General features: G+C 72.2%; 27 protein-coding genes and 1 pseudogene. 10 read left to right on the plus strand and 18 right to left on the minus strand.

Annotation, left to right across the window (positions count from 1 at the left end; all coding sequences use genetic code 11):
• Positions 1 to 39 precede the first annotated feature (39 nt).
• Positions 40 to 1,353 carry an ABC transporter ATP-binding protein gene (locus tag NMK34_RS03010; protein WP_318336260.1) on the plus strand — a complete coding sequence of 438 codons (1,314 nt, stop codon included), beginning with the start codon at positions 40 to 42 and terminating at the stop codon, positions 1,351 to 1,353.
• A gap of 47 nt (positions 1,354 to 1,400) precedes the next feature.
• Here NMK34_RS03010 and NMK34_RS03015 read toward each other — a convergent pair whose 3' ends face one another.
• Together NMK34_RS03015 and NMK34_RS03020 are read right to left on the minus strand one after the other, a co-directional pair.
• Positions 1,401 to 1,748, minus strand: coding sequence for a hypothetical protein (locus NMK34_RS03015; RefSeq protein ID WP_318332100.1), 348 nt, complete (start codon positions 1,746 to 1,748; stop codon positions 1,401 to 1,403).
• Entirely contained in the window at positions 1,745 to 2,044 is a 300-nt protein-coding gene (locus tag NMK34_RS03020) for a hypothetical protein (RefSeq protein WP_318332101.1), read from the minus strand. Before NMK34_RS03020 ends, NMK34_RS03015 begins: the two co-directional genes overlap by 4 nt.
• 157 nt (positions 2,045 to 2,201) lie before the next feature.
• Here NMK34_RS03020 and NMK34_RS03025 point away from each other — a divergent pair, with 157 nt between their 5' ends.
• Both NMK34_RS03025 and NMK34_RS03030 read left to right on the plus strand, forming a co-directional pair.
• Positions 2,202 to 3,002, plus strand: a complete 801-nt coding sequence (locus NMK34_RS03025) for a helix-turn-helix domain-containing protein (RefSeq protein WP_151012868.1) — start codon at positions 2,202 to 2,204, stop codon at positions 3,000 to 3,002.
• Complete coding sequence (locus NMK34_RS03030) at positions 2,993 to 3,181, plus strand: DUF397 domain-containing protein (protein ID WP_318332102.1); 189 nt, start codon at positions 2,993 to 2,995, stop codon at positions 3,179 to 3,181. Before NMK34_RS03025 ends, NMK34_RS03030 begins: the two co-directional genes overlap by 10 nt.
• Before the next feature lie 16 nt (positions 3,182 to 3,197).
• Here the strand turns inward: NMK34_RS03030 and NMK34_RS03035 are convergent, their stop codons facing one another.
• Both NMK34_RS03035 and NMK34_RS03040 read right to left on the minus strand, forming a co-directional pair.
• Positions 3,198 to 3,581 (minus strand): nuclear transport factor 2 family protein, encoded by a 384-nt coding sequence (locus NMK34_RS03035; RefSeq protein ID WP_318336261.1) that lies wholly within the window; start codon positions 3,579 to 3,581, stop codon positions 3,198 to 3,200.
• A gap of 27 nt (positions 3,582 to 3,608) precedes the next feature.
• Positions 3,609 to 4,315 (minus strand): annotated as a pseudogene (locus NMK34_RS03040) (hypothetical protein); the annotation flags it as partial.
• Between NMK34_RS03040 and NMK34_RS03045 the strand changes: the two are divergent.
• Positions 4,314 to 5,270 carry a sulfotransferase gene (locus NMK34_RS03045; protein ID WP_318332103.1) on the plus strand — a complete coding sequence of 319 codons (957 nt, stop codon included), beginning with the start codon at positions 4,314 to 4,316 and terminating at the stop codon, positions 5,268 to 5,270. The pseudogene NMK34_RS03040 and the gene NMK34_RS03045 sit on opposite strands and share 2 nt — an antisense overlap.
• Positions 5,267 to 5,746 carry a hypothetical protein gene (locus NMK34_RS03050; RefSeq protein ID WP_318332104.1) on the plus strand — a complete coding sequence of 160 codons (480 nt, stop codon included), beginning with the start codon at positions 5,267 to 5,269 and terminating at the stop codon, positions 5,744 to 5,746. Before NMK34_RS03045 ends, NMK34_RS03050 begins: the two co-directional genes overlap by 4 nt.
• A gap of 46 nt (positions 5,747 to 5,792) precedes the next feature.
• On the opposite strand, the gene NMK34_RS03055 is transcribed toward NMK34_RS03050, so the two are convergent.
• Positions 5,793 to 6,317, minus strand: coding sequence for a hypothetical protein (locus tag NMK34_RS03055; protein WP_318332105.1), 525 nt, complete (start codon positions 6,315 to 6,317; stop codon positions 5,793 to 5,795).
• Between the two features lie 87 nt (positions 6,318 to 6,404).
• Complete coding sequence (locus tag NMK34_RS03060) at positions 6,405 to 7,583, minus strand: Fic family protein (protein WP_318332106.1); 1,179 nt, start codon at positions 7,581 to 7,583, stop codon at positions 6,405 to 6,407.
• Positions 7,584 to 7,714: 131 nt separating this feature from the next.
• On the opposite strand from NMK34_RS03060, the gene NMK34_RS03065 reads away from it, so the two are divergent.
• Genes NMK34_RS03065 through NMK34_RS03075 form a run of 3 tightly spaced genes read left to right on the plus strand, consistent with a single transcriptional unit; the run spans position 7,715 to position 11,354 of the window.
• On the plus strand, positions 7,715 to 8,182 hold the full coding sequence (locus NMK34_RS03065) for a DUF4442 domain-containing protein (protein ID WP_262015889.1): 468 nt from the start codon (positions 7,715 to 7,717) through the stop codon (positions 8,180 to 8,182).
• Positions 8,183 to 8,229: 47 nt separating this feature from the next.
• Complete coding sequence (locus NMK34_RS03070) at positions 8,230 to 8,982, plus strand: beta-phosphoglucomutase family hydrolase (protein WP_318332107.1); 753 nt, start codon at positions 8,230 to 8,232, stop codon at positions 8,980 to 8,982.
• On the plus strand, positions 8,979 to 11,354 hold the full coding sequence (locus tag NMK34_RS03075; RefSeq protein ID WP_318332108.1) for a glycoside hydrolase family 65 protein: 2,376 nt from the start codon (positions 8,979 to 8,981) through the stop codon (positions 11,352 to 11,354). Before NMK34_RS03070 ends, NMK34_RS03075 begins: the two co-directional genes overlap by 4 nt.
• A gap of 42 nt (positions 11,355 to 11,396) precedes the next feature.
• Here the strand turns inward: NMK34_RS03075 and NMK34_RS03080 are convergent, their stop codons facing one another.
• The 3 genes from NMK34_RS03080 to NMK34_RS03090 all read right to left on the minus strand — a co-directional run bounded on the left by NMK34_RS03080 (position 11,397) and on the right by NMK34_RS03090 (position 12,388).
• Complete coding sequence (locus NMK34_RS03080; protein ID WP_071097001.1) at positions 11,397 to 11,576, minus strand: hypothetical protein; 180 nt, start codon at positions 11,574 to 11,576, stop codon at positions 11,397 to 11,399.
• A 102-nt stretch (positions 11,577 to 11,678) separates the two neighbouring features.
• Positions 11,679 to 12,026, minus strand: a complete 348-nt coding sequence (gene trxA, locus NMK34_RS03085) for a thioredoxin (protein ID WP_318332109.1) — start codon at positions 12,024 to 12,026, stop codon at positions 11,679 to 11,681.
• Positions 11,996 to 12,388, minus strand: a complete 393-nt coding sequence (locus NMK34_RS03090) for a MerR family transcriptional regulator (protein WP_318332110.1) — start codon at positions 12,386 to 12,388, stop codon at positions 11,996 to 11,998. Before NMK34_RS03090 ends, trxA begins: the two co-directional genes overlap by 31 nt.
• Before the next feature lie 409 nt (positions 12,389 to 12,797).
• Here NMK34_RS03090 and NMK34_RS03095 point away from each other — a divergent pair, with 409 nt between their 5' ends.
• Positions 12,798 to 13,451: a dienelactone hydrolase family protein gene (locus tag NMK34_RS03095; RefSeq protein WP_318332111.1), complete on the plus strand. Its 654-nt coding sequence runs from the start codon at positions 12,798 to 12,800 to the stop codon at positions 13,449 to 13,451.
• Between the two features lie 9 nt (positions 13,452 to 13,460).
• Here the strand turns inward: NMK34_RS03095 and NMK34_RS03100 are convergent, their stop codons facing one another.
• Positions 13,461 to 14,612, minus strand: a complete 1,152-nt coding sequence (locus tag NMK34_RS03100; protein ID WP_318332112.1) for an AI-2E family transporter — start codon at positions 14,610 to 14,612, stop codon at positions 13,461 to 13,463.
• Positions 14,613 to 14,742: 130 nt separating this feature from the next.
• On the opposite strand from NMK34_RS03100, the gene NMK34_RS03105 reads away from it, so the two are divergent.
• The gene (locus tag NMK34_RS03105) at positions 14,743 to 14,925 is read left to right on the plus strand and encodes an antitoxin (protein WP_043327099.1); all 183 of its coding nucleotides are present in this window, start codon (positions 14,743 to 14,745) and stop codon (positions 14,923 to 14,925) included.
• A 51-nt stretch (positions 14,926 to 14,976) separates the two neighbouring features.
• Here the strand turns inward: NMK34_RS03105 and NMK34_RS03110 are convergent, their stop codons facing one another.
• From NMK34_RS03110 to eccB, 8 genes are all read right to left on the minus strand, one after another.
• Positions 14,977 to 15,585, minus strand: coding sequence for a C39 family peptidase (locus tag NMK34_RS03110; RefSeq protein ID WP_318332113.1), 609 nt, complete (start codon positions 15,583 to 15,585; stop codon positions 14,977 to 14,979).
• Positions 15,586 to 15,731: 146 nt separating this feature from the next.
• The gene (locus tag NMK34_RS03115) at positions 15,732 to 16,145 is read right to left on the minus strand and encodes a pyridoxamine 5'-phosphate oxidase family protein (RefSeq protein ID WP_318332114.1); all 414 of its coding nucleotides are present in this window, start codon (positions 16,143 to 16,145) and stop codon (positions 15,732 to 15,734) included.
• A 30-nt stretch (positions 16,146 to 16,175) separates the two neighbouring features.
• Positions 16,176 to 16,511 (minus strand): YkvA family protein, encoded by a 336-nt coding sequence (locus tag NMK34_RS03120; RefSeq protein WP_013283759.1) that lies wholly within the window; start codon positions 16,509 to 16,511, stop codon positions 16,176 to 16,178.
• A 200-nt stretch (positions 16,512 to 16,711) separates the two neighbouring features.
• The gene (locus NMK34_RS03125) at positions 16,712 to 17,542 is read right to left on the minus strand and encodes a hypothetical protein (protein WP_318332115.1); all 831 of its coding nucleotides are present in this window, start codon (positions 17,540 to 17,542) and stop codon (positions 16,712 to 16,714) included.
• Positions 17,543 to 17,698: 156 nt separating this feature from the next.
• Complete coding sequence (locus tag NMK34_RS03130) at positions 17,699 to 18,100, minus strand: hypothetical protein (protein ID WP_318332116.1); 402 nt, start codon at positions 18,098 to 18,100, stop codon at positions 17,699 to 17,701.
• Positions 18,101 to 18,260: 160 nt separating this feature from the next.
• Positions 18,261 to 19,547: a WXG100 family type VII secretion target gene (locus NMK34_RS03135; RefSeq protein ID WP_318332117.1), complete on the minus strand. Its 1,287-nt coding sequence runs from the start codon at positions 19,545 to 19,547 to the stop codon at positions 18,261 to 18,263.
• The gene (locus NMK34_RS03140; protein WP_013283763.1) at positions 19,540 to 19,911 is read right to left on the minus strand and encodes a hypothetical protein; all 372 of its coding nucleotides are present in this window, start codon (positions 19,909 to 19,911) and stop codon (positions 19,540 to 19,542) included. Before NMK34_RS03140 ends, NMK34_RS03135 begins: the two co-directional genes overlap by 8 nt.
• Positions 19,912 to 20,027: 116 nt before the next feature.
• Positions 20,028 to 21,497, minus strand: a complete 1,470-nt coding sequence (eccB, locus tag NMK34_RS03145) for a type VII secretion protein EccB (protein WP_318332118.1) — start codon at positions 21,495 to 21,497, stop codon at positions 20,028 to 20,030.
• Between the last annotated feature and the right edge of the window lie 120 nt (positions 21,498 to 21,617).

A 21,617-nucleotide genomic window follows, 5' to 3' on the forward strand; every position in this document is an offset into this window, starting at 1 on the left:
TCATTCCCGGGTTTGGGGCGAGGAACTGGGGAGGTGACGGTGGCGACCGTCGCGCTCAAGGATGTCACCAAGGTGTTCCCGGACGGAACAGTCGCGGTCGACACCATCAATCTGGACGTCAACGACGGCGAGTTCATGGTGCTGCTCGGCCCGTCGGGCTGCGGGAAATCGACAGTGCTGCGCATGGTCGCCGGGCTGGAGGATCCGTCCTCCGGCGCGATCATGCTCGGCGGTGAGCTGGCGAACGACCTGCCACCGCGCGACCGGAAGATCGCCATGGTCTTCCAGGACTTCGCGCTCTATCCGCACATGACTGTCGGTGACAACATCGGCTTCCCGCTGCGCCTGAGCGGCGTCGAGCCCGGCCCGCGCGGCGAGCGGATCCAGGACGTGGCGAGCGCGCTCGGCATCGGCGACGTGCTGGGGCGCAAGCCCAGCCAGCTCTCCGGCGGCCAGCGGCAGCGGGTCGCGATGGGGCGGGCGATAGTGCGCCGGCCCGGCCTGTTCCTGATGGACGAGCCACTGTCGAACCTGGACAGCGGGCTGCGCGCCGAGCTGCGGGCGGAGATCTCCGGCCTCACCCGCGAACTGGGCGTCACCACCATCTACGTGACCCACGACCAGGCCGAGGCGCTGACCATGGCCGACCGGGTCGCCATCATGCGCAAGGGCGTGCTCCAGGATGTGGGCACCCCCACCCAGGTGTACGGCCGGCCCGCGACGCTCTACGTCGCCGCGTTCCTGGGCAGCCCCCGGATGAACCTTCTGGAGGCGTCGGTCTACGTCCACCTCGACCGGTACGTCGCGCTGAACCTCGGTGAGCAGTCGCTCTACCTGCCCTGGGATGACATCCGCAGCCGGGCGGTGGCGCACTACCACGGTGAGCGGATCGTGGTCGGCATGCGCGCCGAGGCGCTCACCCCGGTCGCCCCGGACACCGCCGGTGACGTGCTGCACGGGCGTATCCGCTACCTGGAGCACCACGGTCACGAGTCGCTCGCGTTCCTCGACATCGGCGCGACCGCGATCGTGGTGGACGAGATGGGCACGCCGGTCGAGCAGGCCGCACCGGGCCAGCGCGGCCTGCGCCGGTTCAACCAGGTGATGCAGCGGCTCACCGGCCGCGCGACGGAGTCGTCGGCTCCGTCCCCGGAGGCGGGCGGGGGCGGCGGCAACCGCACGAGCGTGCTGCCCGACCCGGGCCGCCACCACCGTCGTCCGGCGGAACTGGCGGTACGGCTCGCGCCGTACCCGCAGGTGTCGCCCGGGCACCCGCTCGCCGTGCAGGTACGGATGGACGCGCTGCACTTCTTCGACGAGCGAGGCGACCGCATCGACGTGGGCTGGCGGTGAAAGGAGGGGCACCCTATTAACGCCTCCGGTAGAGCAAGGGCCCCTTATTAACAGTCACCGCCCGGAGGGACGGGCGGGTGACGGCGGTACGGGCCCCAGCCGACGAAGCGAGCGAACATGTCGGCCGGGGCCGGCGCGTCGTTCGGGTTCAGCCGGTAGAGGTCGCGCGTGGCCTCGTACAGCAGCCCGCACAGGTAGATGGACAACCCGATCCGGTTGTCCTCGTACTCGCTGCGCAGCAGCAGGCGGGCCATCGGGCACGGCCACGGCTGGCCGCAGGCCCGACAGCACCACATCGGACGCAGCGGCGTGTGCGGGGTGGCGTGCAACGGGTACGGCCGGGGGCGATCCGGCGTGGGCCCGTCCGGCGGCTGCCCGAGCTGGTGGCTGATCACCGGCGCTCCTCGTGGTGGCCGCCGTTCCCGCGCTGCTCGGGGTGACAGTCGTCGGCGGGCCGCTGCTCGGAGGCGGGCCACCGGCCGGCGCCGTTCCCGCGCTGCTCCGGTACGGACCAGCGACCGCCGTTCGCCCGCCACTGCTGGGCCGGGGTGAGGTTGCCGACCCGGCCGGGGCCCATCGTCGGCAGTGGACGCGTGGGCTGCCGCATCCACTCCGGCAGGTTGTCGCCCCGTACCCGGTGGGGCAGTGTCGGTGCCGACGCACCCCGGCAGCGGAACCAGCGCAGTCGCACGGCGCAACTCCTCTCGGTAGCGGGAACCGGACGAATTCGGCTCCACTGCGTGACAGTCTCGTCACCGCGCCGCTAGGGTCGGAAGGCGTTCCGCCCCCACCTTCCCGGCCGTCCGACCGGCCGATTTCCGTGTGCAGCCGTGTGCAGAGGTGTGCAGATGATCCGTGTGCCGTTGTGGGAACTGTTCGCCGGTGAGCTGCGCCGGTTACGTACCGATGCCGGGCTGACCCAGGAGGCGCTGGGTGAGCGGGTGAGCTATTCGGCGTCGCTGGTGGCGGCCGTCGAGCAGTGCCGCCGGGCGCCGCGCGCCGAGTTCACCGAGCGCTGCGACGAGGTGCTGAACGGCGGCGGCCTGCTGGTGCGGATCCGGGACGCGCTGATGCAGGAGGCGCTGATGCCGTGGTTCCGCGAGTGGGTGAGCATCGAGCAGGAGGCTGCCTCACTGCGTAGCTTCGAGCCGCTTGTTGTTCCGGGGTTGTTGCAGACCGAGGAGTACATCCGTGCGCTGCACGAGGGCGCGAGCCCACTCGTCGGTGAAGCGATGGAGCAGCAGGTGGCCGCGCGCCTGGCCCGCCAGCCGGTGCTGGACCGCCCCGCGCCGCCCCAATTCGTGGCGGTGCTCGACCATTCGGTCCTGAGCCGTGCGGTCGGCGGGCCGAAGGTGATGCGGGAGCAGTTGGAGCATCTGGTCGAGATGGGCCGCCGACCGCGGGTGCACCTGCACCTGGTGCCGGAGACGGTCGGTGCCTATCCGGGGCTCAACGGCGCTTTCGTGCTCGCCACCCCGGCCGACGGCGACGACGTGGGCTACCTCGATAACCAGTTGCACGGCACGATTGTGGAGCGGACGGTGGACGTAAACTCGCTGCGGCAGACCTGGGAGTCCGTCCGCGCGGAGGCGATGCCGCACGGGGCGACCCTGGCGGCGATCTCGGAGGCGGCGAAGCGATGGAGTTGACCGGCGCGATCTGGCGCAAGAGCACCCGCAGCAGCGGCAATTCCGGCAATTGCGTCGAGGTGGCGGACAACCTGCCCGGCGTGGTTGGGGTGCGGGACAGCAAGGACCGGCAGGGGCCGGCGCTGACGTTCACGCCGTCGAGCTGGGCGGCGTTCGTCGCGTACACCAAGCGGGCTTAGGCAACGGCGCCCGGCGTCACCCGGCGGTGGCGGCCCGCTTCTCCGGCGCGAACGGCCACTCCTCGAACGACAGGCACCGGCCGTCCTCGGCGAACCGCATGATCCAGAGATCGCGCCACTCCTGGTGGACGGGGTCGCCGTACCGGACCTGCACGCGTGCCACAGCGGTGTCGCCATCGACCGCGACGATCTCCGATGTCATCTCGAAGACCTCGTCGGGTCCGTCGCGCTCGCCGTCCCACATGCGGGTGATGGCGGGCAGGCCGACGACCGGATCCCGGTACGGCCCCTGCCGATAGGTCGCGTCGGCCGTGAACATCGTGCCCAGCGCCGCCGTTCCCGGTGTGCGCCACGCCTGCTCGTACGCCGCGATCCAGGCGGCCACCCGATTCCTGTCCATGATTGCCAGCCTGCCACCCGGGTGGGTCCGGGTCTCCCAGATCGGCTGCCGGGGATCGTCGTTGTGCACGACGACATGGGCGTGCTCGGCCGGACGGGCCGTGGCGAAGTAGAGCCGCTGGGCGGGCAGGTAACGCTCCCGCCAGCGCCGTTCCACGTCGGCTCTCGTTGACACGCGCGGCTCTCGCGGATCACGGCACGATCCACCGTCTTGTCGAGCGCGGTGGACACGAAGACGCGCAGCTCCCACCGGTCGAGCAGTTCCGGGCGCAGGAGGAAGACGCCGTCGAACACCAGCACGGCGTCGGCGGGAGCGGTGGTGAGCGGCGGGGACAGCACCTCGTCGGTGGCGTGGTCGTAGACCGTGTGCCGGAAGCGCCGGTCGCCGCCCGGGCCGAGCGGATCGAGCAGCACCCGCTTGAGCGTCCCGTGGTCGTGGGTGTCGACGTAGCAGCCCTCGGCCGAGAACTCGCCGCGTCGGTAGCGCCGTGCCCGGGGGAAGAGGAAGTCGTCGACCGTCGCCCGAATGACGTACCGGCCGCGGGCGCGCAGGACGGCGGCCAGCTCGTCGGCGAGCGTGGTCTTTCCGGCCGCGGGCGGCCCGTCGACGGCGACCCGCGTCGGGTGCGCGACGGCGACGGACCCGACCGCGTCGGCCAGGAGGCCGATCAGGTGATCCCGGCGGGGATAATTGGATTGCCCCTGCGCCGGGCCGGGAGTTTGACTGCCGTCCATGCCGTCCCCCTCACCGGTCTTCGTCGCGGGCACGGGCCGTTCGGGCACGTCGCGGATCGCCGACCTCATCGGCCAGCATCCGCTGATCCACCGGATCCCGATGGAGACCAAGTTCCTCGTCGAACCGGGCGGTCTGCGGGACCTGGCCGACGCGCTCACCGACCGGTACGACCCCATCGTCGGTGAGGACGCGCTGCACCGGCTGAGCGACTTCCTCACCGTACGCGTGCCCGGGCGGCGTGACGATCGTGGCAAGACCGTGCCCGAGCTGGTCGGCGAGCGGCGCTACCGGGATGCTGTACACCGGCTCTGGCCGCAGGTCATCGCGCACGCCTTCGAAGAGCCCGCGCCCGCGGAGGGCTTCGGCGACGGCGACCGGCCCGCCGGGCCGTTCGGGCCGGCCAGCCGACGGCGGGTCGTCCCGAGGTACTTCCGTGACCGGAGCGAACTGATCGGCGTCCTGCGGGGCCTGGTCGACACCCTGTTCGGCGGGGCGGCGGCCGACGCGGGCAAGCCGACCTGGTGCGAGAAGACGCCGTTCAACCTGTTCTCCATGGACTTCCTGTGGGAATTGTCGCCCGAGGCGACGATCGTGCACATCAAGCGTCACCCGCTCTCGGTGCTCGCCTCCCACCTGGCCCAGCCGTGGGCGCCGTCCACGGTCGACGGTGCGCTGGCCTACCTGCTGCCGGTCTATGACAGGTGGCTGGCCTGGAGGAACGCGGCCGACCTGACGGACCGGCGATACATCGAGGTCAAGGCGGAGGACCTGGCGGCCGACTGGCCCGGGCAGCGGCGGGCCCTGTTCGAGCGGCTCGGCGTCGAGGACGCCGTCACCGCGTCGACGTTCCAGGCGGACAAGCTCGCGCACCGCGACGACCAGTTCGACGCGGACACGCGCGCGTACGTCGAGCGGGAACTGGGAGAGATCATCCCCGCGATGGGATACGAGTGACGGCCACGATGTCGGGGGCCGGCCCGGCACGGGTCCGCGACGACGGAGAGGTGTCCGGCACCCCGCGCTGGTCGATGCGAAGTTGGATCGACGCGATCGACCGGCCGGAGATCGTCGACGACGCTCTGCGCCGGGATGATCCGTACGCCGGGGTGGCGCTTCTGACCCTCGTGCTCAACCATCCCGAACCCGACGTCGTGCTGCCCCGGATCAAGCGGGCGCTCACGTCGGTGAGCGCGCAGACCCGCGCCAACGCACTACAGTCCCTCGGCCACTACGCCCGTCTGCACGGCCGGATCGATGCGGACTCGGTCGCTCACCTGCGCCGGGCCCTGGAGGACCGTACGGTCCTGCACGGGTACGAGATACGCGGATACGCGGGGGACGCCGCCAGTGACGTGGCGATCTTCGCCCCGCGGCGTCGCCTGCCCCGGTGGCTGCGCCGGCGCTTCGCGGGCCCCGCTCCCCGGAGCTGACGGGTTCGACGGGTCGACGGGAACCGGCTGCTCAGGCGGCCCCGGATCACGTCTTGTGACGCAGTTCGCGGAGCACGCCGTGCCGGCGGAGCGCCCACCCCAGGCGCCGTGCGCTGGGGTGCCTGACGAACAGCACCGCCGCCCGGCGGATCAGCCCGAACCGGTTGTCGCTCACCTGGTCGTCGACCGCTCGCCAGATCAGCTCGCGTACGCCGGCGCTGTCCAGCATCGCCCGTACCTCGTGGCGTACCCGGGGATCCTCGGCCGCGGACGTGACGGCGGTGACCAGGCCGGGCCGGTCGGCGAGCGGCTCCACCGCCGCGGCGACGAGCGGCCGGCGTACGGTGTCCCGCTCCAGCAACAGCAACACCGCCTCCCGGACCTCGGTGCTGTCGAGTCCGGACCGCAGCAGGCCCAGCGCGCTCCGCTCGACCTCGCGGTCGCGGTCCGGAAGGGACAGCGCGGCCAGCAGCATTGTCACCTCATCGAGGTCGACGAGGTGACGCAGCCCGTCGCGGAACTCCGGCAGCGCCCACGCCACCGTCAGCCCGCGCGCGAGATCGCGGTTCATGGGCCACTCGCTACCCGGAGTCGGCAGCCTCCGAAACGCCGCTGAGCTGATCCACCGGGCCGGACAGCGCGGTGACATGGACCTCGGTTACAACCGCTCACCTGAGCTGGTCGAATTGGCAGCCTCGGTCGCGAGAACGACCGGCATGGCCGGATAGGGGTCGCTGATCGGCTTGCGCTGAGCGTGGACCCGTTCCCGCACCACGACCAGCATGGGGCCGGCGACGTAATGCCTTCCCCGCCGCTCACCGCGTGCTTCCAGCAGGCCCTGCTCGACAAGGTTGGCCAGATCCCGAGTTGCGGTCCTGTCCTCGACATCGGCGAGTTTGACGTACCCGGAGCGACGGATGCGGTAGCCCAGGACTGCCTCGTAGAGCAGATCGGTCACCCGCTCAGGGAGCCTCTTCTCGGCAACGATCGCGTCCAACTCCGACCAGATGCCGGACGCCTCATCGAAGCGGCGCGCGACGGTCTGCGCCTGCATGTGATGGGCGCGCAGGTTGAACGACACCCAGAGGTGCGCCGAACCCTCAGGGTTCCAGCGGCCACGCCCGGTGACCGCCAGCACTCGATAGTAGTCCTCGGTGTTGCTGCCCAGCCATTCCTCGATGCTGGAGAAGGCCGGCTCGACGATCGCGCGGCGGGAGAGCACCAGCGTCTGAAGGGCGCGTGCCATCCGTCCGTTGCCGTCACGGAACGGATGGATCATCACCAGGTTCAGATGCGCCATGGCTGCCTTGACGAGCGGGGAGGCGGTGACGTCCGACCGTAGATCTTCGGTCAGTTCCTCCATGAGGTGAGGCACGTGGTCGGCGTCCGCGCCCTCGTACACCCGCTCATCGGTCCGCTCATCGTGCACGTAGATCGGGCCCTTGCGATATTGCCCCGGGCTCTTGCCCAGATCGTGCGAGAGCATCATGTAGTGCATGCTGCGGATCACCGACGTCTCGAAGCGGAAGTGCGGATCCCCGGCGGTTTGCAGCACGTATCCCAGGGCCTGCCGATAACCCCGGATCTCGGCGAAGGTTCTGTCGTCGGCGCTCAGCGGCTCCTCGCCGTCCAGCGCGGCGGCGGCGTCGTCCTCGGCGACCACGTAGCCCTCGATGCTGTTGGAGCCGAGAATCGCGCGGGCCAACATCGTGCGCCGGAGGCCACCGGTCCACCGGCGAGGACTGCGCAGGACATCGGCGAGCACGCGACGCATGTCGTGCACCTCGGCCAGCACGGTCTCGTCGTGGCCGCTGAGTTCTGGGGTGGCGTAGATCATCTCATGTCCCATTGTCTCTTAATAAGAGACAAGCCTAGCGGCAGGAGGCGTGGATGTCGCTTAGTTAGTGACATTAGGCCAGCGCGGCTCGGCGTCTTGCCGGGGTTGTTACTGGCGAGTAGCGTTCGGGCATGAGCATCGACTCTCGCCAGGTGGCGGCCGGTCTCCTCGACGCCGTGCCGTTCGCCCGCACGCTCGGAATCGAGTTCGTCGAGGTGGCGCCCGAGGCCGAGGGCGGGGTCCGGGCCGTGGTCCGGCTCCCCGACGACCCGGCGCACCACAACCACGTGGGCGGCCCGCACGCCGGGGCCATGTTCACGCTGGGGGAGACCGCCTCGGGTGCGGTTGTGCTGGCCGCGTTCGGGCAGGTGCTCGACCGGGCCGTACCCCTGGCCGTGACCGCGACCATCCGCTACCTCAAGGTGGCGATGGGGCCGGTGCTGGCGACGGCGCGGCTCGGCGGCGTACCCGCCGAGGTACTGGCCGAGCTGGACGCCGGACGGCGGCCGGAGTTCCCGGTCGAGGTGGAGGTCCACACCGAGGACGGCACGCTCACCTCCTCGCTCACCGTCATCTGGACGCTCCGCCCGAACCGCTGAGCCCCGAACGGGGTTTGCCCGGAGCGAGCGCTGGATAGATTCAAGCGATGCTGGGCCTCCCCGCGCACGTGAGCGCGTGTCTCTTCGATCTGGACGGTGTGCTGACGCAGACCGCCAAGGTGCACAACGCCGCCTGGGCGGAGACGTTCGACGCGTATCTGCGGCGGCGGTCGGCGGAAACCGGCGAGCCGTTCCACCCGTTCGACCCCGGACCGGACTACAACCGGTACGTGGACGGCAGACCGCGCGCCGACGGGGTGCGCACATTCCTGGCCTCGCGCGGCATCACGCTGCCCGAGGGATCGCCGGACGACCCGCCCGAGGCGGACACCGTCAACGGCCTCGGCAACCGCAAGAACGTCGTCCTGCTCCAGCGGATCGAGCACCACGGCGTCGAGGCGTACGAGGGTTCGGTGCGCTACCTGGAGGCGGCCACCACGGCCGGACTACGCCGCGCTGTCGTCTCGGCCAGCGCCAACTGCGCCGCCGTGGTGCACGCCGCCGGACTGGACCGCTGGCTGGAGGCACGGGTGGACGGCGTGGTCGCGCGCGCGAACGGGCTGCGCGGCAAACCGGCCCCGGACACGTTCCTGGAAGGCGCCCGGCTGCTCGGCGTCGAACCGTCGCAGGCCGCCGTCTTCGAGGACGCCCTCGCCGGCGTCGCCGCCGGTCGGGCCGGCGGATTCGGGTACGTGGTGGGCGTCGACCGGGTCGGCCAAGCCGACGAGCTGCTGGCGCACGGCGCCGACGTGGTGGTCACCGACCTCGCCGACCTGCTCGCGGCGGAGCCGGCCGCGTGATCCGGGAACGGGCGTACCCGGTCGAGCCCTGGCACGTCCGGGAGATGCAGCTCGACATGGACGTACTGGCCCAGTCCGAGTCGGTGTTCGCGCTGTCCAACGGGCACATCGGGCTGCGCGGCAACCTCGACGAGGGCGAGCCGCACGGACTGCCCGGCACCTACCTGAACTCGTTCTACGAGTTGCGCCCGCTGCCGTACGCGGAAGCCGGCTTCGGGTTCCCCGAATCCGGGCAGACCATCGTCAACGTCACGAACGGCAAACTGATCCGGCTGCTCGTCGACGACGAGCCGCTCGACGTGCGCTACGGCGAACTCCTCGCCCACGAGCGGGTCCTCGACATGCGCGCCGGCACGCTCCAGCGGGACCTGCACTGGCGCTCCCCGGCCGGCCGCGAGGTCAAGGTCCGCACCACCCGCCTCGTGTCGTTCACCCAGCGCTCGGTGGCGGCGATCCACTACGAGGTCGAGCCGGTCGACGGGCCGCTGCGGCTGATCCTCCAGTCCGAGCTGGTCGCCAACGAGTCGCTGCCGCCGCAGAGCCGCGACCCCCGGGTCGCCGCCGTCCTGGAGTCGCCGTTGCAGGCCGAGGAGGAGCTGACCACCGACGACGGCGGCCAGCTCATCCACCGCACCAAGGTCAGCGGGCTGCGGGTCGCCGCCGCGATGGGCCACGACGTGGACGGGCCCGAACGCACCACGATCGAGAGCGAGGGGTACGAGGACTGGGTCCGCACCACCATCGGCTGCGTGCTCAAGCCCGGCCAGACGCTCCGGGTGGTCAAGTACCTCACGTACGGCTGGTCCAGCCGCCGGTCTCTCCCGGCGCTGCGCGACCAGGTCGGCGCGGCGCTCGCCGCAGCCCGCCTCGACGGCTGGGACGGCCTGCGCCGGGCCCAGCGCGAATACCTGGACGCGTTCTGGGACGCCGCCGACGTGCGCGTCGAAGGCGACCCCGAGGTGCAGCAGGCCGTCCGGTTCGGCCTCTTCCACGTCCTCCAGGCCGGCGCCCGCGCGGAACGGCGGCCGATCTCGGCCAAGGGCCTGACCGGCCCGGGGTACGACGGCCACGCGTTCTGGGACACCGAGATGTTCGTGCTGCCGGTGCTCACCTACACCCAGCCCAGCGCGGTCCGCGACGCGTTGCAGTGGCGGTACGACACGATGGCCCAGGCCCAGGAACGCGCTCGCACGCTGAACCTCGAAGGTGCCGCCTTCCCGTGGCGCACCATCGAGGGGCCGGAGTCGTCGGCGTACTGGCCCGCCGGCACCGCCGCGTTCCACATCGCCGCCGACGTCGCCGACGCGCTGCGCCGCTACGTGCTCGTCACCGGCGACGAGGCGCTGGAACGGGAGATCGGGCTGGAACTGCTCGTCGAGACCGCCCGGCTGTGGCGCTCGCTTGGCCACCACGACCGCGCCGGCCGGTTCCACATCGACGGCGTCACCGGCCCGGACGAGTACACGGCGGTGAAGAACGACAACGTCTACACCAACCTGATGGCCCAGCGGAACCTGCGTACCGCCGCGGACTGCGCGATGCGCTACCGGGACCAGGCGCTCGACCTCGGCGTCACCGAGGAGGAAGCCGCCGCCTGGCGGGACGCCGCAAACGACATGCACGTCCCGTACGACGCGGAGACCGACGTGCACGAGCAGGTGGAGGGATTCACCCGCTTCCAGGAGTGGGACTTCGAGCACACGCCGCCGGAGAAGTACCCGCTGCTGCTGCACTACCCGTACTTCGACCTCTACCGCAAGCAGGTCGTCAAGCAGGCCGACCTGGTGCTCGCCATGCACTGGCGGGGCGACGCGTTCAGCGCCGCCGAGAAACTACGCAACTTCGTCTACTACGAGCGGCGCACCGTACGCGACTCTTCGCTGAGCGCCTGCACCCAGGCGGTGCTGGCGGCCGAGGTCGGCTACCTCGAACTGGCCCACCGCTACATGCGCGAGGCCGCGCTGATGGACCTGCACGACCTCAACGAGAACACCCGCGACGGCGTGCACATGGCGTCACTCGCAGGGGCCTGGATCGCGCTCGTCGCCGGGTTCGGCGGGCTGCGGGACCACGACGGGATGCTCTCCTTCGCACCCCGGCTCTCCAGCCGCCTCAGCCGCCTGGAGTTCTCGCTCCAGTGGCACGGGATGCGGCTGCGCGTCGACGTCCGGCCGCACCAGACGACGTACTCGCTGCGCAACGGCGGGCCGGACACCGTCGTCGAGCTGCGGCACCACGGTGAGCCGCTGCGGGTCACCTCCGCGCGGCCGGTCACCGTGGCGGTGCCGCCGCCGGCACACCCGAGCGGGCCGCAGCCGGAGCAGCCGCAGGGCCGCGCGCCGCTGATGCACCTGCCGGAACGCACGGACTGAGCGGCCCCGCCACGAAGGGCGGGACCGCTCGGTACGCGTACCTCAGAACTGGCGGCCGTTCGACGGACGCCCGCCGGCGTCGCGCGGCGCCGTGGCCCGCGGATCGTCGGACGTCCGCGCCGTCGAGGCGCGGTCGGCCCAGTCCGGCGAGTCCTTCAGCTCCTGCTTGCGGCGTTCCTGGTCGGTGAGTTCCTGTTCCCGGGACCTGTCCTGTTTCGCCATGACGATCCTCGCGATCGGTCGGGGTCCGTGGTCACCCCGCCGCGTTCCCGCCCGGCGGCGGCTCAACCGTCCGGGCGAGGGCTCAGCCGTCCGGGCGAGGGCTCAGCGGTCCACGTGCTGGGCGAAGCTGCGCCGCAGGTGATCCTTGGGGCGGGAGCCGACGATCGAGCCGACCACCTCGCCGCCCCGGAACACCAGCATGGTCGGCGCGGACATGATCCGGTGCGCGCGTGCGGTGGCCGGGTTCTCGTCGGTGTTGAGGGTGACGAAGCGCAGCGCGTCGCCGAACTCCTCGGCCAGCTCTGCCAGGTGCTTCGACACCACCCGGCACGGCGGGCACCACTCGGCCCAGAAGTCCACCACCACCGGCCGGTCGGCGGCCAGCACGGTGGCCGCGAAGGTGTCGTCGGTGACCGGATTCAGCCGGCCGGTCCCCGTGTCCTGAGACATGTTTCCTCCCGTTGGGCGATCGCGTGGGCGAGCTGGTCGTGCAGCCGGCGGCGGACGTCGCCCAGCCGGTCGAGGTAGTCGTCCACCTCGGCGAGCTTGCGCCGCAGCACCACCACCGAATCGGGGCAGACGTCACCGGAGTCGTTTCCGGCGCGCAGGCAGGCCACGAACGGGCGGATGTCGTCCAGGCCGAAGCCGATCGCCAGCAGGGACCGGATCTCGCGGACGACACGGAGTTCCGCCTCGTCGTAGACCCGGTATCCGTTGGCGGACCGGCTCGGCCGGACCAGGCCGTGGGCCTCGTAGTAGCGCAGGGTGCGAGTGCTCGTACCGGCCCGCTGCGCCAGCTCCCCGATCCGCATCCGCCGCCCCCGTCCCTCACTGCCAGGCTGACGCTAAACCTTGCCGCCGACGTCAACGCAACCCCGCACGCGTCGGCCTCCCCGCGCGGGGGTCCCCGCCGGGTCCCCGCTTGCTGTCCCCGTCGATCATGAAGTTGACGGCGTTGTGGATCTCCAAATCTGCGGCCAACCTCATGATCAACCCCGTCAGGGGCGGGGTCCGGCGGGGCTGGGGCGGCGTCCCTCGCGGGTCTTGGTACGAAACGGCCCCTCCAGGGGTCCCTCCAGGGGTCATTTCGTACCAAGATCTCCCCGTGGTCTTGCCCGGATGGCGTGATCATGAAGTTGGCGGGGTGGGGAAGCGCTTTCTGGGCCGTCAACTTCATGATCGTTCGGCTGGGGGGTATCAGGTGGGCGGGGGTGGAGGGATATGCGTGAGGTTTCGGTGCCTGTGGTGGACGGAGGGCTCGTCGGGGATGTCAGCGTGCCCGGCAACGCCGGTGGGGTGGTGCTGTTCGCACACGGGAGCGGCAGCTCGCGGCACAGCCCGCGCAACATGGCCGTCGGGCGCGCGCTCAACGAGCGCGGGCTCGCCACGATGCTCGTCGACCTGCTGACCGCCGACGAGGAGGCCCGGGACGAGATCACCGCCGAACTGCGCTTCGACATCGGCATGCTGGCCGAGCGCCTCGCCGGGATCGTCGACTGGATGGGCGCCGACCCGGAGCTGGGACGGCTCCCGATCGGACTGTTCGGCGCCAGCACCGGCGCCGCCGCCGCGCTGGTCGCCGCCGCGGCCCGGCCGGACCGGGTGGGCGCTGTGGTGTCCCGGGGCGGCCGGCCCGATCTGGCGGGCAGCTCACTGACCGCGGTACGCGCACCGACGCTGCTGCTCGTCGGCGGCCTGGACGAGCAGGTGATCGCACTCAACGAGCAGGCCCGGGACGCGCTGGGCGAGGTCGCCGAGCTGCGGATCGTGCCCGGTGCCACACACCTGTTCGAGGAGCCCGGCACGCTGGAGCAGGTGGCCGACCAGGCCGGTACGTGGTTCACCACGCACCTGCGCCAGCCACACCCCGCCTGACCGGCGCCGTCAGCCCGCTGCCTCGGCGGCGCGGCCCGGGTCGGCGGTCGGTGCGGGAACGTCGGAGCCGCTCCGCTCGGCGGCGCGGTGCCGCTGCACGGTGTCCAGCACCCGCCACAGCACCGCCGCGATCGGCACCGACACGAACGCCCCGGCGACCCCGGCCACCAGCGTGCCGGCCGTGACCACCACCAGGATGACCGCCGGGTGCAGCTGCACCTGCCGACGCATCACCAGTGGTTCCAGCAGGTTGCCCTCGATCTGCTGGACGGCGATCACGGCGGCCAGCGTCAGCAGCGCGGTGGTGGGACCGTTCGCGGCGAGCGCGACGAGCACCGCCACCGCACCGGCCACCGTGGCACCGATGATCGGTACGAACCCGCCGAGGAACGTGATCAGGGCGAGCGGCAGGGCCAGCGGGACACGCAACACGACCAGGGCCAGCCCGATGCCGATGGCGTCGATGGCCGCGATGATCATCGTGCCCCGGCTGTACGCGCCGAGCGTCCGCCAGCCCGCCCGACCCGCCTCGGCGGTCAGCTCCCGGCGCGGGCCGGTCAGCCGGCGCAACACCCAGCGCCACATCGAGCGGCCGTCCTTGAGCAGGAAGAACAGCAGCACCAGGGCGAGCAGCACCGCGCCCGCGACCTCGGCGACCTTGCGCGCACCGGCGACCGGGTCGGGCGCGCCGCTGCTCAGGCCCTGCCGGATCTGCTCGACGAGCCGGTCGAGCTGCTGGTCGGTGACCGGCAGGCTGGACGTGACGAAGTCCCGGGTGCGCTGCAAACCCTCGTCGAGTTGCTGGCTCAACTCGCCGAACTGGCTCGCGGTGAGGTTCCAGACCAGGACGCCGGCACCGCCCAGGATGCCGAGCAGCAGCAGGATGCTCAGCAGCGCGGCGAGTCCGGCCGGTACCCGCAACCGGCGCAGGCGTACCAGGATCGGGTCGAGGAGCGCGGCGAGGAAGAGCGTGCCGGCCAGCGCCACCGCCAGCGGCGCCAGCAGTACGGCGATCTGCCCCAGCAGCCACAGCCCGGCGGTCACCACCAGCAGGCAGGCGCTCCAGGTGACCGCCGTCCGTACCGGCCAGGGAAGTCCCGCCCAGGTCTGCCGCGGTCCGGCGGTCGGTGCCCGCCCGGTTATGCCAGCGTCGTCGTCCACGTCGCCCTCCTCGATCCGGGCCGTTGGTACCCGACGCGGGTCGATCCGACACCAGGGACGTAACCGCCCACCCGGTGTTTGTGCCCCCGGCCTCCGGGAAGGCATTCACCGTATCGAAGGGAGATCGGGCATGAGCGACTTCATGGACAAGGCCAAGGACTTCGCCGACAAGCACGACAAGCAGGTCGACCAGGGCATCGAGAAGGCCGGTGACGCGGCGGACAAGCGCACCGGCGGCAAGTACGACGCGCAGATCGACAAGGGCGTCGACATGGCGCAGCAGCGCACCGGCGAAGGCGACACCGGCCGCTGACGTACCACTTCTGGCGGGCCGGCCCCCCAGCAGGGGACCGGCCCGTGCGGGTCAGGAGCTGTAGCCGCGTCCGGCGATCCAGTTGGCCAGCTCGGTCACGTCCATCCAGTACGTGGGCTCGTCCGGCCGGGCCGGGTCGGCGATCAGCACCCGGTCGCCGTCGCCCTCGTACCGCACCACGGTCACGTAGTGGCCGGGGTAGCTGTGCTCCACTCCGTCGATGTCCCGGGCACCGCCCAGGATGTTCGCCACCACCGGACGGTCGTCGTCCACAGCGGTACGGATGTCCGCGCGCAGACGCTCGACCTGGTCCCGGGTGGCCACGTCGTCGCGGATCTCGGTGGTCTTGTACTTGCCACCCGTGTACTCGTTGAGCACGCGGGTGATGTCGATGGCCGAGTCGGTGCCGTTCTCGGTGGTGCCGAGCTTCGTCGCCAGCTCGTCCTGGCTCACGTCCCTGCCCTCGGCCGACAGCGCGATCCGGGTCGAGGCGGGACCGCAGTAGAAGTAGTTCGGCTGTGCCTGGTACTCGTAGTCGGCGGCACGGTCGCCCTTGCCCTTGACCGGGGCGGCGTGGGCGGCGACCGGACCGGCCACGGCACCGCCGGCCGCGGCCAGACCGGCGACGGACAGCACACACTTACGGATGATCGGGTTCATGGTCGAGGCTCCATTCGGGGGTCGACGGCTCCGTGCGGGAGACGCGGCACCAGGAGTGGCGCTCGGCGTACGGAGAGTTCAACCACCCTGCCGCTGCGGCCCATTTCCGGCCGTGACCGGGGCCACCGCGGAACCGGACAGACGCCTCAGCCGGGGAGACTTCCCAGGAGCCGGTTCACCGCGATCTCGATGACCACCCGTTCCGGATTCGGGCGCGGCGTGCGATACCGCTCGGCGTACCGCCGCTCGGCCTCGGCCACCGACTCCGGGTCACGGCGCAGCACCGCCCGGCCCTCCACCGTCAGCCACCAGCGGCCGTCGACCTGGCACACCGCCACCGGGACGCCGTCCGGCCCGGCCGCCGCGACGTGCCGGGCCTTCGCCGACCCGGCGGAGGTGATCACCCGGGCCAGCCGGGCCGCGGGATCGAAGGTCACCCCCACGGGTACGACGTGCGGGGTGCCGTCGGCACGCGGTGTGGTGAGCGTGGCGAGGTGCCGGTCCGCGAAGAAGCGGGCCACCCGCTCGTCGCCCGGATCCAGCCGATGCCGTCCCGCCATGTCGTCTCCTCGTTCGGTGCCGGTGACGTCTCAGCGGCGGGGCGCCGCGCCCGGCGGCAACGTCGCCACCGGGGACTCCCCGGCGGCCCGCTGCTCGGCGCGGTGCTTGGCGACCAGCCGGCCCAGGTAGAAGAGCGCGCCGGCCAGCACGCCCATGTCGTCCAGGTAGATCGGGTCGGGCAGTAGGTCCACCGGCAGGATCGTGTAGATCAGCGCGCCGTAGAACGCGACCTTGCCGCCGGCGCCGAGCGCGCCGAGCATCCGGCGGGTGCGGACCACCCGGATGGCGAGCAGTACCGCCCCGGCCAGCATGGCCGCCGCGAGGACGGCGGCGAGGACGACCAGCACCCAGGCTTCACGGGACACGCCACCACGCTAGCCGAGCCGGGCCCGGGCCGCGCGGTGTCGGAGCTCCGAGCCTTCCCGTCCTCGGCGGTGTCCGCTACTTCCGGTAGCCGCCGCCGACAGACGACTCCGACGGAACGCGTATGACTGAGAGGCATGAATATGCCTCTCAGTCATAGTGCTCGGAAGTAATCCATCCGGGAGCCCGGGCCACGGTGTTCTCAGGCCACGACCGCCGCCCGGCCCCGGGCCACCGGGGTCGGCTCGCGAGTGGTCTCCACGCCCGCCGCGGTCGGCAGTTCCCGGGTGGCCTCGGGTCCGGCGAACCCGACGATGGAGAGTTCCGTCTGCGGCTCGGCGACCGGGTGCAGGGCCGCGAACGCCTCGTCACGCAGGCTCTGCGCCGCCGCTGCGGCCAGCTCGGCCGCCTGCCAGGCGGCCTGCTCCCGGTGCATGGCGGCCCGGTGCCGGGCCGCCATGTTGTCCCGGACCAGCCGGCGCAGCAGCAGCTCCTGCTCGACCGGGTGCCGGCTCGGATCCCAGCCGTTGCCGCCGAGGATGTCGCTGAGCTGTCGCACCGTGATCTCGTTCCGCCACTGGGCGTCCATCGCGGCCCGGTGCAGCCAGCGCTCCCGGTCCGCGTACTCGGCCGGGGTCCGGGCGGTCCGGGGCAGCGGCAGCGCTGCGGCGGCGGTCAGACGACGGACGTCCTCCTCGGCTGTCTGGTACGCCTGCCAGGCGGCCTCGGCCTCCTCCTGGGCGGTCAGCCACTCGGCCCGGCTCCGCTCGGCGGTCGCCGTGGCACGGGACGCGGCCACCGCCACCTCGTCGGCGTAGCGGATCTGCTCCTGGTCCCGTACGCGGGCCCGCTCGGCCCGATCGATGCTGCTCGGCCGGGCGGCGTCGCTGATCCGGTCGACCAGTTCCGAGCGGAACCGGGACGGGCGGACGATCAGCGCGGTGACCACTGTCGCGGCCACGGCGAGCAGGACCAGCCAGATCACGGCGACCGCGGGCATGTCGGGCAGGACGGAGGAGAAGACGGTCTGCATCACCAGCACCTCGTGGTGGAACGAAGGACGATAAACGGTCGTGGCCCGGACATCCGGGCGGGTGCGCGTCGTGACTCGGGCGCGACGGGACGCGCGCAGGGCGCGAGGCGTGCGGCCGGTGGGGCCGCGCCGGGGCGTACCGGAAGGGGTGCCCGGTCAGGCGCGCGGCGGACCGCGACGGGCGATGTCCGCCCGGCCGGGGTCGGCGGCGGCGACGACCTCGACGCCGGGGACGCGCCCGGCGGAGTCGGCGGAGAGGACTTCCGTGACGGCCGGGCCGGTGCCGGGACCGGTGGTCCGCAGGGCGGCGGTCGTCGCGTCGGCGGCCGGGAGGTCGGCGGAACGCGCGGCGCCGGTCGTGACCGCCTGCCGAGCCGCGACGTGCTCGATCGCGACGGCGTGCGAGGCGACTGTGGCGTGCGAGGCTGCGGCGGCGTGAGCGGGTGCGGCGGCGATGCCCTGGAGGCCGACGATGATCACCAGGCCGGCCACAGCCGTGCGGGCGATCCGGCGCAGCGTCGCCGTCCAGGTGGACGGGGTGAACGCTACGGGCAGCACCTGTTCAACCTATCCGTCGACGGACGATCCCGCAGCTCAAGGATCTTGCGGGTTACGTGAGCCACCCCACGGGTCGGTGTGGACGGACACTCACGCAGGCCGGACGCGCAACGGCGCGGCGCCCCTGCCGGGGTGCCGCGCCGTCTCGTGAAGGCCGGACTCAGTTGCCGCCGAGCACCGGCGGCGGGGCGGCGTCGCCGTCGCTCCAGACCATCTCGTCCTCGGTGAGCCAGGTCAGCCGGCCGTCGGACTCGTCGTCGCCGTGGCCGCCGCGCCCGCCCAGCACGCCGCTGCGGCCGGCCATCGCGGGTCGCCCGGTGGCGCCGCCGGTGCGCTCGGCGGACTTGCTCCCGGCGTCGACCACCAGGCCACGGCCGGAGGTGAGCCGGCCGGTGCCGGCCGCCGAGCGGTTCTCCGCGCCGGACATGCCGCCGAAGCGGGCCGAGGACGCCGCGTTGGTGCCGGTGCCCGCGAGCGAGCCGGTGCTCAGCACACCGGGGGCGCCGTAGAGCCCGCCACCCGGTCCGCCGGCGCTCATCGTCGTCGGGCCGGCGCCGCCGGGACCGAAGCCCGGGCCGCCGCCGATCGTCGGACCGCCGACGGTGCTGGTCAGCGGAGCGGCACCGGCCAGCGAGGTGCCGCCCGGGTCGATGGTGCCGCTGGTCGGCACCGAACCCGGAGCCCCGGCGCCGGGCTGGCCGCCCGGAGTGCCCGCGCCGGGCGTGCCCTCGCCCGGCGTGCCGCCGGTCGGGGCCGTGTGGTGCACGCCCGACGTGGTGGCGGTGGCGTTGGCGCCCGGGCCGAAGCTGCCCAGGCTCGGGCCGGACGACGGCGTCTTCACCGACGGGCCGTTCTGCAGCGTCGGGTCGCCGTTGCTGGTGTGGCCGGGCATCTCGGTCTCCGGCGGGTCCGGCACGACGATGCGGCCGTACGCCGAGAAGTCGTAGCCCTCGGCGAGCTTCGCCACGACCTGCACCATCCGCTGGTGCGCCTTCTCCTGCTCGGCCTTGTCCTGCTGGTGGCCGACGATCCCGCCGATCACCGCGCCCGGGGCGCCGCCGATCAGGAAGCCCTTGCCGGCGCCGGAGAGCAGCTTGTCGTTGTCGTCGGTCTTCTCCGGGCTCTCCGCCTTGGACTGCGCGGCCCGCAGCTCGCTGGACATCATGTCCAGGCCCTGCCGGATGCCGGTCATGCCCTCGGACAGGTTGCCGGAGTAGCGGACGACCATGTCCAGCCGGCGGTGGAACTCCCGCGCGGCGTCGCCGGTCCAGGACTTCGCCAGCGCCTCCAGGTCGGCGGTCAGATCGCGGCCGAGGTCGTCGAGCGTGCCCTTCAGGGAGGTCCACTGGGCGCTGAGCGCCTCGATCTGCTTCGGGTCGCCGGCGTTGACGCCCTGGTAGAGCTCCTCGTGGCTGACGTGCTCGTAGCGCCGGGTGTACTCAGACACGCGGGTCCTCCTTCGGCTGCTTCATCGCCTCGTTGAGCCCGGAGAGGGCGGCGGCGATGTCGGCCGCGGCGGCGGCGTTGCGGGCCTCGGCGGTCTTGTAGTTCGTCATGATCTTGTGGGTCGCCTCGCGGGCGGCCAGGATCGCCCGGCGCAGCCGGTCGACGTGGTTGACGTAGCTCTGGTGCGTCTCGGAGTAGCGACGTGCGTTGTCGGTCGCGTCGGTGAACGTGCCGAGCGCCGGCGGGCGGCACTGCATCTGGGTGTTGAGCTTGCGCAACACCGACTCCGCCTCGTGCAGGCGCCGCTCGAGCCGCTGGTGAAAGTCCTCCAAGGACAGTACGTCTACCGTCGTGCGCCCCGTCATGGCTGCATCCCCGTAGTCATCGTCGATAACCGTTCGCCGTACTCAGGTTAGTCGAAGCGAGCCAACCCGGGCGACCCGTGACGGGGTTCCTCCACCTCGGATCCGCAGGCGACTGCTCAACCGCCCTGGACCTGCGCCGCCGCGCCACCAGACGAGGGTGTCGCGGTGGCACCCGGGGGTGCCGACGCATCGAAGTAGGTCATCGCGTCCTCACGGGACAGCGTCGGGCCGGTCGGCACCAGCGCCAGCAGTGAGGCCGGTACGGCCAGTGGCGTTACGTCGCCGTACCCGAGCGCGCTCCTGGCGTCGCCCCCGGCGGTGCCGAGCGGATAGCGGATGCCCTGGGCGGTGATCAGGTAGACCGTGGAGCCGGCCGCCGCCTTGCCGCTCTCCCCGGCCGCGGCCTGCACCAGCACGCCCTTGCCGCCCGGTAGCAGCACGTTCTCGGCGGTGCGTACCGCGTCACGGGCGCCCTGGCGGGCCGGCATCGCGGTCGCCGAGGTCAGCTCGGCCGGCGGGGAGTCGAAGACCTCCAGCGTGGTGGTCGGCGGCTGACCGGCCGGGCCGGGCCGGTAGGTGGCGCACAGCACCGTCCGTCCCGGCCGGACCTCGTGCAGCGTCGGCAGCCGGGCGGGCAGGCCGTCGGCGTCCAGCCGCTGGTCGGTGAGGAGCCGGCCCGCCTCGTCCGGGGTGATCTGCGTCACCTCACCGCCGCTGCCGAGCAGCAGCAGCGCGGTGACCTCGCGGACTGTGGCCAGGCCCTGCCGGGTGAGCACGTAGTACTGGCCGGCGGCCTGGTAGACCTGGCCGATCCGGGCCGGCCGGTCGGCCACTGTGAGCCCGCTCGCGCTGCCGTCCCCGGCGATCGCCGGCTTGCGCAGCACCGGGCCGACAGGCACCGCGTTCAGCAGTTGCTGCCCGACCGTCAGGTTCGTCGCGCCGGCCATCTTCAACGCCACCAGCGCCTGCTCGTCGCCGGCGACCTGAAGCCGGGAACCGCCGGTGAGCAGGTAACGGGCGTCGCTGGTCCGCACCACCACGGCCCGGTCGGTCAGCGCCGTGCCGCCGGGCAGCGCGCGGTCGATCACCAGGTGCGTGGTGGAGCGCTGCGGGTCGTTCGGATCCGGTACGTCGCACACCGACCAGGGCAGCCCGACCAGGGACTTGCGGTCGGGCAGGTCGTCCGGGGCGCCCACGATGCCGACCAGCCGCCCGCGTGGACGGTCCTTGATCGACGCCTGGGACATGGTGCGCGGCTGCGCCGCCGCGTCGTTGACGATCAGCCGCGCCGAGGCGTAGTTGAGCGTCGGGCGCAGCACCTGGTCCTCGCCGAAGTAGTACGTCGCGCCGGTCTCCCGCTCGATCACCAGCGTGTTCGGCTCCAGCGGCGCGGAGTTGCTGGTGAGCTGCCCGTACGCGCCCACGCCGCCGAGCACCACGGCGGCCGCGATGACGCTGCCGAACACCGCCATGCCGAGGCGGCGCATCGGCAGGTCGTTCGTCTCCGGATCGCCGGAGAGCAGCGCCGAGACGATGCGGCGGGTGACGAAGCGGTACGCCTGCACCTGATCGCGGCGGGTCCGCATGACTAACCTCCGGCGGGGGTGGGTCCGCGGCGACAGGTCCGAACAGCGCCGCGGGCTTCCCTACGATAAGGGGCCGTCGGGGGTGCGCCGGACCCCGTCCGCCGTCCGAACGACCGCACC

Source organism: Micromonospora sp. BRA006-A (assembly GCF_033433935.1).
In the GTDB taxonomy this organism is placed as follows: Bacteria; Actinomycetota; Actinomycetes; order Mycobacteriales; family Micromonosporaceae; genus Micromonospora; species Micromonospora aurantiaca.